This window comes from Nostoc sp. T09 (assembly GCF_002154695.1).
GTDB lineage: Bacteria > Cyanobacteriota > Cyanobacteriia > Cyanobacteriales > Nostocaceae > Aulosira.
The window spans coordinates 21,989-37,908 of sequence record NZ_MTAV01000199.1 but is presented as its reverse complement, the minus strand read 5'-3'; the positions used below and the strand labels follow the sequence as shown (position 1 = coordinate 37,908).

Annotated in this window: 12 protein-coding genes; 7 read left to right on the top strand and 5 right to left on the bottom strand. The window is 41.1% G+C overall.

Going from position 1 to position 15,920, the window contains the following annotated elements:
* The first annotated feature begins 332 nt into the window (after nt 1-332).
* Together BV372_RS30830 and BV372_RS30825 are read left to right on the top strand one after the other, a co-directional pair.
* A complete protein-coding gene (locus BV372_RS30830) occupies nt 333-602 on the top strand; it encodes a type II toxin-antitoxin system ParD family antitoxin (RefSeq protein ID WP_086690725.1) in 270 nt (89 codons plus the stop codon).
* Nucleotides 599-907 carry a type II toxin-antitoxin system RelE/ParE family toxin gene (locus BV372_RS30825; protein WP_086690723.1) on the top strand — a complete coding sequence of 103 codons (309 nt, stop codon included), beginning with the start codon at nt 599-601 and terminating at the stop codon, nt 905-907. Before BV372_RS30830 ends, BV372_RS30825 begins: the two co-directional genes overlap by 4 nt.
* Nucleotides 908-936: 29 nt before the next feature.
* On the opposite strand, the gene BV372_RS30820 is transcribed toward BV372_RS30825, so the two are convergent.
* Nucleotides 937-2,055, bottom strand: a complete 1,119-nt coding sequence (locus BV372_RS30820) for a chemotaxis protein CheB (RefSeq protein ID WP_086690721.1) — start codon at nt 2,053-2,055, stop codon at nt 937-939.
* 565 nt (nt 2,056-2,620) lie between these two features.
* Here BV372_RS30820 and BV372_RS30815 point away from each other — a divergent pair.
* From BV372_RS30815 to BV372_RS30790, 5 genes are all read left to right on the top strand, one after another.
* On the top strand, nt 2,621-3,889 hold the full coding sequence (locus BV372_RS30815) for an HlyD family secretion protein (protein ID WP_086690719.1): 1,269 nt from the start codon (nt 2,621-2,623) through the stop codon (nt 3,887-3,889).
* 195 nt (nt 3,890-4,084) lie between these two features.
* A complete protein-coding gene (locus BV372_RS30805; protein ID WP_086690715.1) occupies nt 4,085-6,016 on the top strand; it encodes an ATP-binding cassette domain-containing protein in 1,932 nt (643 codons plus the stop codon).
* Nucleotides 6,017-6,068: 52 nt separating this feature from the next.
* Complete coding sequence (locus BV372_RS30800; protein WP_086690714.1) at nt 6,069-7,208, top strand: ABC transporter permease; 1,140 nt, start codon at nt 6,069-6,071, stop codon at nt 7,206-7,208.
* A gap of 69 nt (nt 7,209-7,277) precedes the next feature.
* Nucleotides 7,278-7,892, top strand: coding sequence for a hypothetical protein (locus BV372_RS30795; RefSeq protein ID WP_086690712.1), 615 nt, complete (start codon nt 7,278-7,280; stop codon nt 7,890-7,892).
* Between the two features lie 28 nt (nt 7,893-7,920).
* A complete protein-coding gene (locus tag BV372_RS30790) occupies nt 7,921-9,045 on the top strand; it encodes an ABC transporter permease (RefSeq protein ID WP_086690710.1) in 1,125 nt (374 codons plus the stop codon).
* 41 nt (nt 9,046-9,086) lie between these two features.
* Here BV372_RS30790 and BV372_RS30785 read toward each other — a convergent pair whose 3' ends face one another.
* The 4 genes from BV372_RS30785 to BV372_RS30770 form a co-directional block, all read right to left on the bottom strand.
* On the bottom strand, nt 9,087-11,855 hold the full coding sequence (locus tag BV372_RS30785) for a ParA family protein (RefSeq protein WP_086690708.1): 2,769 nt from the start codon (nt 11,853-11,855) through the stop codon (nt 9,087-9,089).
* Nucleotides 11,852-12,292: a hypothetical protein gene (locus BV372_RS30780; protein WP_086690706.1), complete on the bottom strand. Its 441-nt coding sequence runs from the start codon at nt 12,290-12,292 to the stop codon at nt 11,852-11,854. The genes BV372_RS30785 and BV372_RS30780 overlap by 4 nt, the downstream gene beginning before the upstream one ends.
* Nucleotides 12,293-12,336: 44 nt before the next feature.
* A complete protein-coding gene (recG, locus tag BV372_RS30775; RefSeq protein WP_086690704.1) occupies nt 12,337-14,829 on the bottom strand; it encodes an ATP-dependent DNA helicase RecG in 2,493 nt (830 codons plus the stop codon).
* Nucleotides 14,830-14,941: 112 nt separating this feature from the next.
* The gene (locus BV372_RS30770; protein ID WP_086690702.1) at nt 14,942-15,889 is read right to left on the bottom strand and encodes a hypothetical protein; all 948 of its coding nucleotides are present in this window, start codon (nt 15,887-15,889) and stop codon (nt 14,942-14,944) included.
* Between the last annotated feature and the right edge of the window lie 31 nt (nt 15,890-15,920).

Here is a 15,920-nt window from a genome sequence, read left to right as displayed (position 1 = left end):
CAGCTGGTGAATAAGGGGTAATACCCCTCGCTTATCCCGCAATCCCGCCGTCACCATAGAATGGTGCGGCTAATCGAACAAAGCCCACCTTCGTGGGCTAAAGACATTCAGCCCACGAAGGTGGGCTTTGTAACGATAGCCCCAAGGCTTCCAGCCTGCGGGCGGTATGTCGGGTAAGCCAGAAAACTATTTGCATTAGGATATAAGGAGCCAGACCCACCATTCGCCAGCTGTATCCTTAAAGAAGTCGGGGATCTGAATGAGCGATCGCTAGAATCTGCGATCAAGGAATGATAAGCTACGCTTGTGATATTTAATTGCTATAAAACGCTATGGAAATCGTTTTACCACCTGAATTAGAAGCCATAGTACAACGCCGAGTTGATAGTGGTAAGTATGCCTCTGCGCTCGAAGTTATCAAAGCAGGAGTCAAACTCCTAGAACAGCAAGAAGATATTTATCAAGGGCGACTGTTAGAACTGCAACAAGAAGCGCGGATTGGATGGGAAGCTTCTTTGCAAGGTAAAGTTGTTGATGGTTCGACGGCAATGGCACAAATTCGAGACAAATTGCGTTCGCGTCATGGTGTTACCGAAGAATGACCCCACAATTTCGTCTTACCGAGCCTGCAATTAAAGATATTGAGGAAATTGCGGATTACATTGCTAAACAAACAGGCCTAGAGCAATCTGAACGTTTTTTGAGTAAGCTAGATGCTAAATTTGCTAAGATTGCCCAATTTCCTAACCTTGGGCGAAGACGCGACGAAATTCTGCCAGGCTTGCGTAGCCTCACAATCGATAACTACCTGATTCTCTACATGCCCATCGAACAAGATATAGAGATTTTCCGTATTATCAGTGGCTATAGAGATATTTCCGCCCTATTCGCTGAAGACAGCGATTAAAAGTTTTCAAGACGAATTTTGAATTTGTATTACCCAACTTTCTTTGCTTGAAAAAGTTCAATTAAATCGCCAGCATAACGGGCGTGCATATCGAGGAGCTTCATCTCCCAAGGTACAAATTTGCGAGGTTGACGAAAATGAGTAGATAATACGCCGAGCAAAGTGCCTGTGCGACTAGCTAGCGGCGTGGATTGGGCTGCGCGATACCCCGCCGCCGCCGCGATCGCTCTGTGAGGAGTGAACCGAGGATCGACCTTGACATCTTCAACAATCACCGTTTCTCCAGCACGCAAAGCCATGATGCAGGGTGAATATTCAGTGATGCTCACTGTCTGCAACTCATCAACTAAGCCAACGTCGAAGCCGCGTTGAACAGCGAGAGCGAGGGTGCATGTCTGCCGATCAAGCAGATGAATGTAGCCCATGTCCGTGCGGTGGATTGCGATCGCTCTATCAAGCACATTTTCCAACGCATCCTGAAACGTAGGTGATATTGGCAAACCAGCGATCAAGAGTGATGAAGTTTTGCTCACTAGCTCATTTGATAAAGGATTTCCCTCGCATACCAAGCTCACCAATAAAGAAGCGATCGCCTCACGGGGCAGAACTCGGTCTACGCAACCAGTCGCGATCGCCGCCTCCGGCATTCCATAAGCCACAGAACTGGCTTTATCCTGGGCGAGGACAATGCCATTTTGTTGAGACACAGCACGCACACCCTCTGCACCACCTTTACCCGTACCAGTCATCACAACTACTACAGCGCGATCTGCATAACTCTGGGCTACTGACTCAAAAAAGTGATTGACTCCATGCACCCAGCCGTGTTTAGTTGCTTGCGGAGCCAGAGAGACTGTACCGTTAGCATGAACAACAAAGTAATGTCCTGGTGGGCACACATACACCACTCCCGCAGTAAGTTCTTCCCTCTCATGTGCCCAGCGTACCGTCAAATTCGTTTGCAACTGCAAAACTTGTGCTAAAACATTAGTTTCCGAAGGATTGAGGTGTTGTAGGCAAAGAATCGGAGCGGGAAAGTCCGCAGGCAATCCCGAGAGCACTTTGCGAATCGCTGTAACTCCACCAGCCGAAGCTGCGATCGCCACGATCTCGATATTTGATTTGTTATTGGATCGTTGTCTAGGCATACTCGGTACAAGGTGGCGATTTTCAACTAACGAAAATTTGATAATGAAACCTAAGTATTTGCCGATAAAACTCTTAGCTCCATCTTAATCAATTAGCTGTTGAGCACTCAAAAAAATTGAACTTCGACCATTGATCGCTGTTGCATGATCGACATTGTGCCATTAATTCTGCCCGACTACTTAGATGATCATTCAGGCAGATGTCGAATGATGAATAACTTGGGTTATGTAGTCAGTAATATGCCAAACTATCAGCGGCAGACATCTTAGGCGTCGTGAATTGTATAAGAGCAATGCTCTTCGAGTTATTAATGCGGATGTAAATGTGGTTTTAATATTATGCAAACAGCAATCCCCCGCGCTTTGGCACAAGGGGTAGAGGCTATTGTAGTTTAGCCAACCCGATCGGTCCGGGTAAACTAGTAGCTTGGTTATATTTGATAATGCTACTTAGAACTATACAACCTGATAAAAATTTCCTATAACTTGTTTACTCAGACTTAATCTCCTGAGCAAACACAACTTTAATTTCCGGTTTGATATTACTTTTAAACCCAGCAAATATATGGCTCAGCCACTCTCGCCACCCCAAGAACCTTTTGATAGTACTGCATCAGATAAAGGCAAACGCAAACTTTCTCCACGTTTGTTAATACCTGTAGGCTTATTACTAACAGGCATTGGGATTTTAACCTCGTATTTGATTTCATCACACTCTGAAGCTAATACACTGCGAGTAAGTGGTCGCATTGAAGGTTATGAAACTGATATTGGAGCTAAAGTAGCAGGACGCATCGAGTCTGTAGCAGTGCGCGAAGGGGATGAAGTTCACAAAGGACAAGTGATTGTCAAGCTAGATGACGCAGAGATTCAAGCTCAACTTAAGGGAGCATCTGCTCGTGTAGATGCTATGCAAAAACAAGAAGAACAAGCAAGGTTGCAAATTAGTTTTTTAGAAAGCCAAATTCTTGAGAATCGGCTTACCTTGCAACAGGCTATGGGAGATGCTAAAGGTCGAATTTTCCAGGCTGAGTCATCAGTAGCATCGAGTCAAGCTCAGTTAAACCAAGCAATTGCTCAGGTGGAACAAGCCAAATCTGAGTTGAGACTCACGCAAATGAATCGCGATCGCTACGCTAAATTAGTCAAACAGGGAGCTATAACTAGGCAACAATTTGACCAAGCTCAAACAAGCTGGGAAAGTGCATTAGCCAACCTCAGATCGCGTCAAGCAGCGGTAGATTCTTTTCGTAAGTTAGTTAATTCTGCCCAAGGTCAATTAACACAAGCTCAAAGTATAGGATTAAATCCCTCTATCCGCAGCACCCAACTATCTGGGTTAAACACGCAATTGGCTCAAACTCGTTTGAAACTAGCTGCGGCTCAAGCTGATGTCACCAATGCCAAAGCCTCTCAGCAGGAAATGAAAGCTAAAATTTCCGACCTCAATGTCATCAGTCCCATTAACGGCGTAGTCGTCAGCCGGAGTGTAGAACCAGGAGCAGTTGTTACTACTGGTAAAACTCTGCTAACTGTAATTGATCCTAAGACAGTCTATCTACGTGCTTTTGTCCCGCAAGGTAATATTGGTAAAGTTCGCGTCGGACAAGAAGCTAAGATATTTCTAGATTCAGCACCCAAACAACCCTTAAGTGCCAAAATTGCTGCCATTGATACTCAAGCATCCTTTACCCCTGAAAATATTTATTTCCAACAAGACCGAGTTAAGCAAGTTTTTGGTGTCAAAATTGCCATCGACAATCCCGCCGGATTAGCCAAGCCAGGAATGCCAGCAGATGCCGAGATTAACATTACACCAGAGGCGGGGAAGTGATGAGGGAGTGGGGGGAGTGTGGGGAGTGTGGGAGAGGGTGGGGAGTGTGGGAAGGGCGGGAAGTGTGGGAGAGGGTGGGGAGTGTGGGGAGAAATGGGACAAGGGAGATGGGAAGAAACCATGCATGAATATTGCCTTTTTGCCCAATAACCAATGACAAATGACAGATGACAAATGACAAATAACCAATGACAAATGACCAATTTTGTAATTCAAGTGGAGGGCTTAAACAAACGCTACGGTAAATTAGTTGCCGTTAAGGGAATTGATTTTGCCGTCAAGCAGGGAGAAATTTTTGGCTTAATCGGCCCTGATGGTGCCGGAAAAACTACGACATTCCACATTTTGGGTGGGGTGATGGAAGCATCAGCTGGCAAAATCCAGATTTTAGGCAAACCTCCGCGTGATGCTCGTTTATATATTGGTTATCTGACACAGCAATTCTCTCTTTATCTCGACCTCAGCATTGATGAAAATCTGCGTTATAGTGCTGGCTTGCGTGAAGTCCCTGAGAAGATTTTTGTGCAGCGTCGCAATAAATACTTACGATTAATGAGTTTAGAGAAATTTGGCGATCGCTTGGCTGGTCGTCTCTCCGGTGGAATGAAGCAGAAATTAGCTTTGTGCTGTGCGTTGATTTCCCAACCGGAAATTTTGTTGTTGGATGAACCGACGACAGGTGTTGACCCGGTATCGCGGCGGGAATTCTGGGATGTTCTGGCTGCGATCGCAGCTGAGGGAGTTACGGTAGTTGTAGCCACCCCTTATTTAGATGAAGCCGAAAGGTGCGATCGTATTGCTTTAATGTACGAGGGACAGATTCAGCAAATTGGTACTCTTTTCCAGTTACGCGAAAGTTTAGGTTTACAACGTTTAGAAGTGCGCACCGATCGCATTGAAGCCGCTGAACAAGTATTACACGAAGCAATAAATAATACCCAAACATCAATTGTCGATGTCCAAACCTTTGGCGATAGATTAGATGTGTTGGTAAAAGATGCACTAGCAGCCACAGCCACAGTTGAGAAAATTTTTGCTCAAAAGCAACTACCACTTGACAACATTCAAACTGCGGATGCAACTCTAGAAAACGTTTTTGTTATCCGCCTACGTGCATCTGGTAACGACCCAGAATTTATTTCTTTTCCTCGTTCCCGGCTGAATAATGGCGGGGTTAGGGGAGAGATTGCTATTGGTGCAAATCAACTAAGAAAAGTATTTGGCGACTTCCAAGCAGTTAAAGGTGTAGATTTAGAAATTCGCTATGGCGAAATTTATGGGTTACTAGGAGCGAATGGTGCAGGTAAGACAACTACAATTAAGATTCTCTGCGGATTGCTAGAACCAACCTCAGGAAAAATTTCCTTGGCTGGACAAACTCAAAATTTGCGTAGTAGTGCTCTGCGAAAACGCATTGGTTACATGAGCCAAAAATTTACACTCTACGATGATTTAACTATTATCCAGAATCTAGAATTTTATTGTGGGGTTTATGGTGTGCCGAGGCAATTACGCCGCGGCAAAATTGATTGGGTACTAGCAACTTGTGGCTTAGTTGGTAGAGAAAACATGCTCACCGGACAACTACCAGGAGGATGGAAGCAGCGAGTAGCCTTTGGTGCTTCAGTAATGCATGAGCCAGAGATTTTATTTCTAGACGAACCAACATCAGGTGTAGACCCCTTAGCGCGGCGTCAATTTTGGCGATTAATTAATGAGTTTGCCAGATCGGGAACAGCAGTTCTGGTAACAACCCATTATTTAGAAGAAGCAGAACAGTGTAACCGCATGGGGTTTATGGTAGCAGGTGAAATAGTAGTTCAAGGTTCACCGAGTGAGATTAAAGCTGCTCAACCCGGTCAGTTGATAGAGATAGTTACTGATAAAACTCAAGATGCCTCTAATTTACTTAAAACACAGTTAGCACCCTGGCGAGTATCAATTTTTGGCGATCGCCTACACCTAGTTCTCGATCATCCAAACTCCGATATTCCCCTTATTCGCTCAATTTTCCAAACAAATGATATAAATATTCATTCCCTGCGACCTATTCCCTTTTCTCTCGAAGATTCCTTCATTGGCATAGTGCAACGCACCGAGGAACAGGAAGACAAGGAGGACAAATGACCAATGACAAATAACAAATGACCAATGACCAATGACCAATGACCAATGACCAATGAAAAGAATTTTATCTCAATGTCGCAAAGAATTAGCACAATTTCGGCGCGATCGCCTTTCCTTAGCGCTGGCATTTCTCTTGCCATTTATGACCTTAATTATTTTTGGTTTTGTGATTCGACTTGAATCTAAAAATATTCCTTTATTTATCCAAGATTTTGATAACAGTCCTCTTAGTCGTTCCTATATAGAGCGCTTATTTGCCACTAATCAGTTTGAGCCAATTCATAATTTTAAATTTTCCCTTTTTACTTCTAACCAAAATCCAGAATTTCAAAATCCACAAGCAGCTATTGATCAAGGACTTGCAAAAGCTGCTGTGGTGATTCCACCAGACTTTAGCCGTCGAATTAAATCAGAATTACCTACTGACTTACAAATTTTAGTAGATGGGACTGATGTTAATAATGCACGGATTATCAAAAATAGTATTCAGGCAACAACAATATTTTTCTTAAGAGATTCAGGTTTACAATCCTCTTTTGATAAAGTCATTGCTCATATCCGCCTTTGGTTTAACCCAGGAAGAAAAGAATCTTTATACATTGTGCCTGGTGTTTACGCAGTTATTTTATGGATTTATCCATCATTATTAACAGCAGTTGCAATGGTACGAGAAAAAGAAAAGGGGACAATATTACAAGTTTATGCCTCTAGTCTCAGTGCCGAAGAACTGTTATTAGGAAAAGGCTTAGCTTACCTACTGATTGGAATTAGCGAAGCTTTATTGATTACGGTAATGAGTGCAATAATTTGGCAATTAACATTTGCAGTAGAGGTAACACCATTATTCATAAGCACGTTACTATTCTTAGTAGATAGCGTTATGTTTGGTTTATTAATTGGTGTACGGGTAAATAACCAAAACTCTGCTGTGCAAGCTGTAGCATTGTTAGGCTTCTTAACGGCTTTACTACTATCTGGATTTATTTATCCAATCAGTAATATCCCTTTTCCACTATCTCTTTTTTCTGCTGTAATTCCAGCACGTTATTATATTGAAATTACTCGCGATGCTTACGTGCGCGGCACTGGATGGCCAGGTGTTTGGTTTTCTGTAATGATGCTAATTATTCTAGGATTCTTACTTTTTAATGCCGCACGTCGTATATTAAGGCGAATGCAGTTATCTGATTAGCTAGTACAACAAGGCGGAACGGCTAACTCACTGTCTATTATTTAAAAAAATTCAAGACTGTAAATTATTATGAGTCGTCCTCGAATTATTCAACCCGGACAAAGCTATACATTTAGCAAATATTTTGAACTTCCATTTTCCCCAGAAGATATTCTGGCTGAACTAGGTTGTAAGTATGAACGTGAACGGTTGCAATTACCAATAGCAGAATCTACCCCCAACCGCATCGAAGAATTACAGCGAGTGATTGAACGTAACCTCCGACGTGTCAAGTTACTGAGCGAAGATGCACGTAAACAAGCAATTATCGCACCTATACTACTAGAAGTCTGTGAAATCGCACAAACCCAATTAAATATTGAGTATTCTATTAATGTTAGCGAGCAATTCAAAGGTAGCTTAGATTACTACATTGATAAAGGTAAGGGTTTGTTAGTAATTAAAGCTAAACAAGCAGATTTAAGTAGAGGGTTTACACAATTAGCAGTTGAATTAATTGCACTTGATCAGTGGATAAATTCAGATACACCAATCCTTTACGGTGCAGTAACTACGGGTGAAGATTGGCGATTTGTTACCTACCAACGTCAAGAGAAACAGATAACTGAAGACTTTAAATTATATCGAGTACCAGAAGAATTACCTGAGTTAATTAAAATTCTAGTTGGTATACTAAGCACCTGATATGTCATCTAGGTAATATCAAATAACCATGAAATTGATTCAAGCTTTATTGAATAGCCGATTTTGGAGTTTAGCAATAAAAGAATTTCGCCAAATCTTACGAAGTAAGGAAACATTAGTATTATTAATAATTCCCCCGACAATTCAAATGCTACTTTATGGCTTTGCTCTCAATCCAGATGTACACTATCTCAAATTAGGAGTTGTCGATTATGCCAATAGTTATGAAAGTAGAGAGTTAGTTTCTGTTTTAACAGTTAATAAAGTATTTACACTAGAAAAATATTTATTTAATACTCAAGATTTAGGTGAGCAAGTACGGCAAGGAAAAATTACAGCAGGTTTAATCATCCCGCCTGATTTTAAACGTAATTTATCAGAAGACAAATCTGGCGAGGTGCAGATTTTGATAGACGCAGTAGATGCCAATACTGCTGGTATTGCTCAAGGTTATCTAAATCAGATGATTAATCAATTTAGTCGCCGCTTGTCATCTAATCAAGCCCCACCATTAATTACACCACAAACGACTTTTCTTTATAATCCAGGCTTGCGGAGTAGTTGGTTCTTCATTCCAGGCGTTTTAGGATTAGTTTTAACGCTGATTAGTTCTTTAGTTTCTTCAGTAACAGTTGTCAGGGAAAAAGATACAGGAACTCTAGAACAACTGTTAATGACTCCAGCAGAAGCTTGGGAGATATTACTAGCTAAAATTGTGCCGCTATTTGTGCTGTTAATGGGCGATGTAATTTTGGCTCTAACTATAGGAAGATTGATTTTCAGCGTCCCTTTTCGCGGCAATGCTGCACTTTTTTTAGCTTTATCAGGACTCTATTTATTTGTCGGAATTGGCATTGGGATTATGCTGGCTACAGTTTGCCGTACTCAGCAGCAAGTTGTGCTGACATCATTTTTTATTAATTTACCCTTGATTCAACTTTCTGGGGCTATCTCTCCCATTGAAAGTATGCCGATATTCTTTAAGTATTTGTCACTACTGAATCCGCTACGTCATTATATAGAGATTGTGCGAGGCATACTACTTAAAGGTGTAGGATTAGAAGTACTTTGGACTCATGCGATCGCACTTTTATTCTTTGCTACATTGTTGTTATCCATCAGCATTAACCAATTTCGCCGCCAACTGAGTTGACATGAATGCATTATGGACAAGTGAAATGAAAATAAAACGCATTATAAAATCCCTTTCCCCAATACCTTACGTTTTAACACCACTATCCGAGGTCTCGCTCCTTTACCTGAAAAACCTAAACCCTCACGGAAGATTTCTGGCATGTAAAATCGCGCTACATCTTCTTTTTCTGTATCTTCGTAGATAACCCCCATATCTACTAACATTCTCACCGTTTGTTGATCCATATCAAATTGTTCTACAGCAAATGGAATTTTCCGTTGCTCAGGGGTATATTTAGGAAGACTGTCCTCAACCCATACTTTAAACGTTGGATATTCCTCTTTCGCTTCTTCTACTTTCTTTTCGCTACATGGTTTAAGTGCGCGGCGGATTGCTTCAGGTGGTAAAAGGCGGCTGGTAGACCACTTTTCAAATTGCACTTCTTTAGCTCTATTTACTGTAATATCTGCTGCATGGTACAAGAAGCGGACAATATCTCGCGCCTGAAGTCTGCCGTTAAAATCTGTTAAAGCCGCAAATATCCAAGAAGCTGTATAAGCTTCTTTAGCATTATCTGATCCTAACCTTTTACCCCATAGCTTTTGTAGTTGCTCTGTCAGATCCTCTTTGCTTAAACTGTCAATTTTCGTTTTCTCTGCACCTATGACTTCGGCTTCGCTGCATATCCAAAAAACTAACCGTAAAAAATAATCTTGATCCCAAGATAAATCGTAAGAACGGTAAAGGTTTTCAAATTGCTTTAAATTTTGAGTGATTGTGTATCGCAAAAAATCACGGCGTAGTAAAATTATTACGCCAAGATTAGACTGTCTAATTTCCGATAATCTGTTTGGCAGATCATCTATTAAAGCTTTTAATGCTATTTTCTCTTGATTATTAGAAGAAATATTGGGAAAAATATCTTCTAAACCATCAAATAAAAATATAATTCGTAATCCTTTGTTTTTTAATTCACTATTGATACTGCTAAGGTTCTTAGAACTTTCTGCGTCAGGATTAATACCTATAACTCTTGCTATTTCACTAATCCAAAACTCTGTCCATTCTGGTTCACTCCAATTTGCAGTCGCAATTGCTTTTTTAATTCTACCCTCATACTCCGAAGGCAAAAACTCAGGAATATTATCACCCAAGACTGATAGGACTTCACTTCTAGCTTCGTTGATGACAATCTTGGCATTATTTTTAATGTTTCTAGATTGTAGCATAGGAAAGATATGCGTTATTGAATCTAGTTCTTGTTGTTTATTATCTATACGATTTAAAAATCTTTCCCAATATTTAAAGCGTGATAACTGAATATAGTTAAAAGTTTTACCTGCACCCTTAGCTCCAATTGATACTACACGAGGCAATTCATTTCTAAAATTAGTTGCTAAGTTTTTCAAAGGTTCTGTTACTAATAAGTCTTCTCCTTGTCCTTCTTCAGCATATTCGTATAGCTGGCATACATCTCTAAGTCGGCGAACCTGTGCAAGTATATCTGTATCTTCTGGAGATTTTGACTTTGGTTGCTCAATAATATTACTTAGCAATTGTCCTTCTGCCCACTCTTTAGCAATTGCCATCATTGAAGTTGCATTTAATTTTGAGCGTGCTTCTTCCCAGTTATTAATATAAAGTAATTCTTGGGCAAAATAAGTTTCTTTACTATCCAACCTCGTAGAATATATATTATCTTTATCTGACTGTAAATAAGCAGATTGCAATCTTACCAATGCATCTTCTACTGCTGGTAATGATTTCAATTCTGGTGTTAGCATATTAACGATTAAAGAGGGATCATAATATTTTTCGTTATCTACTCTTTCCTCTGGTGGCGCGACTCTACCAATTTGTTCAAGAACAAGACTGATACCTCTTACTGACTGGTCGTTGATTGTAGTAACTAAAAAACGCTGAATTCTGGGATCAAAAATTATGGGACTGGATATTTCACTCAAGCCAGCCCTCAAATCAATAAACACATAATCTGCACCAACAGCTTCACCTAAAAGATGAATAGCATTACCGCACTCCCAAGTTCCATCAGGACTTCTGACTAAATTTTCAGGTAAGATAGGTGTATCTAGTAACTGTTCATCATCAAGACAGGCAGGTAAAAAATAAACATTTGACTTCCCTTCATTTTTCAGAGATTTTTTAACTTCTCTAGCAAATAATGAAAGTGTTTGTTCTCTTTCAATAGGAGAATAGTGATATACTTCAAGAAAATCAATAAAAGAAACTGCTGCTTGTTGCTTTTCTATGCGATTCCAATAAGTAAGACCTGGTGCTTCTAAATCAGCATCGATAACTAATATAGTAATAGATTTATCTAATTCTTTAGCTCTATCTAGCAAAGCAAAATAATGTGCTGCTAAATTTAGAGTTCTACCAACACCACCTTTAAAAGAATAGAAAGCTATTAAATTAGGTTTATTAGTATATGCGTGGGGAAAAACAATCGTTTTTTGAATGACTCTTTCTTCTTCAATATCACTGTCAATATAAGCAATTTCTTCCCAAAATGGACGTATAAAAATCTCAATTGTAGATGCTTCCTCAGGGATAAATTCTACTGGCAATGTAGCATTACCAAGGTCAAGCTCAATAATAGACTCGTCTTCCTGATACCAATCGCCAAACCATTCTTTTAAAGCATTCTCTGCATTAACTCTGTTTTCTTCATTACTAATACCAATTTCCAAAGCATCAGAAAAACAGCGAATTCTTACTACTCCCTCTGGGAATTTACTACCATAGTTTGTTTTGCGGGAAATAGTTCTTCTCACATCAAGCCATGTCAATAACCTTAAAGATTTCATGGTCTTCTAAGTTCTCCATCTATCCAATTTACTATTTCTAATAATTTCTTCTCTAAATATTCGTCTGTTATCCCTGTTGCTGTACAACATCCACCATAACGCCACATTTGGTTGATATCACCAGGGGTAAATTTCCTTTCGTCATTGCCATTCTTACATTTGATTGGCTTCATGCTTAATTGTGCCGGTAATTTTAAACTTCCGCCAGCAGACAAACAATCTAGTAGCTTGTTGACATCATGTTGGCATTCAGAAATATCTGTACATAAATCTGAACGATTTTTACCCTGTCTACGCATCAAAATTGCTTTTAAACCACATTCAACAGCATAAAATAAGAGTAACCGATGAGCATTACTTCGTGGTATCTTCTCGGAAGCAAATTTATTTTCTCGCCAAGCTTTCTCTAGTTCTCTGTCCGTAAACGGAATTACCATTACGCTATTATCGGTCTAAGTCACTACGAATTAACTCAGACATATTAAGTCATAATCGCCCCACCCATCAATCGCTCATACCGATACTTCAACTCTTCCTTCATCAAATACCAACGCTCTAAAGTTGCATCTATCTCTATAACTTTCTCTGCTGCTTGTCGCGCTAACAGCAAAACTTCTTCATCTTCCAGCAAACTTGCAAGTGTAAAATCCGGCACACCAGATTGACGAGTTCCCAGCACTTCCCCAGGGCCACGGAAACGCATATCCATTTCTGAGATGAAAAAGCCATCTTGGGACTGTTCCATCACTTTGAGCCGTTGTTGCGCGTCAGGACTTCTAGAACTACTCATTAATAAACAGTAAGACTGCGCCGCACCACGCCCAACCCGTCCCCGCAGTTGGTGCAGTTGTGATAAACCAAACCGTTCTGCATGTTCAATTAGCATCACCGTAGCATTAGGGACATCAACGCCGACCTCCACAACGGTGGTAGAAACCAAAATTTGGGTTATGTTCTCGCGGAATTTTGTAATTGCTTCGTCCTTTTCGGCGGAACTCATGCGACCATGAAGCAACCCGACTTGAAACTCCGGAAAAACACTTTCCTGTAGCTTTTGATGCTCGTCTACAGCCGAACGCAAATCTAGCTTTTCTGATTCTTCCACCAAAGGCAAAATCACATATATTTGCCGCCCTTGGGCAATTTCTCGGCGCATCAGGTCGTAAGCATGGCTGCGTTGCTGACCTGTAAGCATTGTTGTCTGTATCTTTTGCCGTCCTGGTGGTAACTCATCAATTTGACTCACATTCATATCCCCATGTATTGTCAGTGCCAATGTCCGGGGAATGGGAGTAGCTGTCATCGTTAATACATGAGGTTGCTCGCCTTTCTGTTGCAAACGCGCCCGTTGTTGCACCCCAAAGCGATGCTGTTCGTCAATCACCGCTAACCCCAGTTGCCGAAAGTTTACTGGGTCTTGAATCAAGGCGTGCGTACCAACTAATAGGGGTAATTCTCCCGTTTCTAACTGAGCATGAATCTGTCTCCGTTTTACAGTTTTTGTGGAACCTGTAAGTAATTCCACTGGCAAATGCAGTAAGTTAAACCAACCAACTAACTTACGGTAATGCTGTTCTGCTAAAACTTCAGTCGGAGCCATCAGCGCCGCTTGGTAGCCAGATTGAATCGCCGCTAAAATAGCAACCACAGCAACCACAGTTTTCCCAGAACCTACATCGCCTTGTACCAAACGATTCATGGGTGTGGGTTCTTGTAAGTCATTGAGAATATCATTAATAACTCTTTGCTGTGCGCCAGTGAGTTGAAACGGTAGTATTTCGTAGAATTTTTCTATTAGCTGACCTTTGGGAGCGAGGATAGCGCTAGTTTGAATTTGCCTTGCTTGATACTGTCGTTGCAGTAAACTCAGTTGCAGGTAGAAAAATTCGTCAAAGACTAAGCGACGACGGGCAACTTGCAGAGAGGCACTATCTGGCGGAAAGTGAATATTAGCGATCGCATCTTTCAATTCCATCAAACCATACTTCTCTCGCAAACCACTGGGTAAGGGGTCTTTGAGATTTGCCGCAGCAGGTAAAGCAGCTATTACCGCCTGTCGCACCATATTCGCTGCTATACCTTCAGTTAAAGCATAAATTGGCACAACCCGACCGATAGTCAAGGAATCAATCGTATCTCCGGGATTTGCCAACACTTCTAATTCGGGGTTATCCAGCGTCAAGCCATATTTACTTTCCTTTACTAACCCGCAAGCTGCAATCACACTACCCACCGGGTAGCGCCGTTTTAAACTTTCTTGCCAAGCGCGACTAGTAAAGCGCGTACCAGCAGAAAAGCGACTAACTTTAATTTGCCCAGTGTTATCCTTTAGTATCAGTTCTAAAATTGATAGTTTCTGATTTTTCGGACTATTAAAACAGTTGCAGCGCTTTACCGTTGCGACTATCGTCACCGTCTCACCCGCCTGCAACTCGCGGATATTTACCTGACGTGCATAGTCAATGTGGTCGCGGGGATAGTAAAAAAGTAAGTCGCGCACGGTATACAAACCAAGACGCGCCAAATTGTCAGCTTTTCTAATCCCGATTTCTGGTAAATCGCTGAGTTTTTGGTCAATTTTTGGAGCCAGCCTCCGACTAACCTCAGCCACAATTGGAGATTTGGGATTTTGAATTTTAGATTGATAATTTTTCCTAGGCTCCTCTACTCCCTTGTGCTTCTTCTCCTCCTGTTCCCCATCTTCTTGCTGTAGTTGGTACAGATACCTGCGCGTTTCTGCTACTAAATGTTGTCTATCTTCTAAAACCAGATCGGGATATTTAGCAAATTGTATCGCTAGCTCTTGCCAGCGACGGCGCTCACTTGAGGGCAAAGCTGTAGGAAATTTCCCTAAAGTCAAGCTGAGAAATTCACTAAAGCGGTATTGTCTACCCATCAAGTCTGTAAAGCCTTGTTCTGCTTCTATTGCCAAGGCTTTTTGCAATCTTATCCAATCTGGTTTGTCATTGGTCATTAGTCATTGGTCATTAGTTATTAGTCATTAGTTATTAGTCATTAGTCATTGGTCATTAGTCATTAGCCATTGGTTATTCACAAATGACAAAGGACAAAGGACAAATGACTATTTAATCATCAATCCAAATAGCACGCCATGCTGCTTCAGCTTCAGCAATTGAGCGTTCGCGCTGCTTTTTTTGATACTCCTGCCCTAATTTATTTAACTGAACTAAGATACTGCGAATTTGTTTGCGCCCAGAGGAGAGTTTAGAATCAGCAAATTCAATTTCGCTCAGCCGTAGGTTAATCGCTATCAGCCTTGTTAGTCCAGATTGCTGGGCATCCTGCTCATTTTCAATTTCAATTACCAAGTTTAATAAGTTAGGTGGTCCTGGCATGACTTCGGCAGATGCTTCTGATGCAGCCGCAGCTACTTCTAAAATTGGTTCTGGTAACTTTTTGGGTAAAATACTAATTTTTTGAAGCAAAACATTGGCATCATGGGAGACTTTTTTGAGAGTATATTGGATTAACTTTTCTAAGCTCTGTTGCCAAGCTGCTAGTTCCATCGGGTTAGCAGGGTCAGTAAATTTTATAATTAGGGGAAGTTTGCCAGCACGATTTCCCTCCATAGCAAACTTTTCAAAACGGATTTTAGATTGTGGATTTTTGTCATCATCCACATCTTCCCCATCACCTACATCTCCCTCATTACTCGCATCTTCTCCAGCTACCTCCGCTACCTCATCACTTGCATCTTCTCCAGCTACCTCTGCTACCTCATCCTGATGTTCTTCATTATTGATAAAAGTCAGCAACTGCTCAGCTGCTTGTTGTCCCAACTTCCGGATGGCTTGTTGCAATTGTTGCCGCTGATTCAATGACAAACTCAGGAAATTTTCGGAATAACCTTGGGTACATAGGTGATACGTTGCCAGAATCAACTGCTGGCGAACGGCTTGCCCTAACATGCTTAAATAACTAGCATAAGCAGTTTGAAGTTCTGCCGCGATCGCTTTTATCGCTTCTTTCAGCAGTGCAATATCTCGATCAATTCGCTCGATTGCTCTAGCCATATCTTTTCTTTATAGTCCATCTAAACCCAAT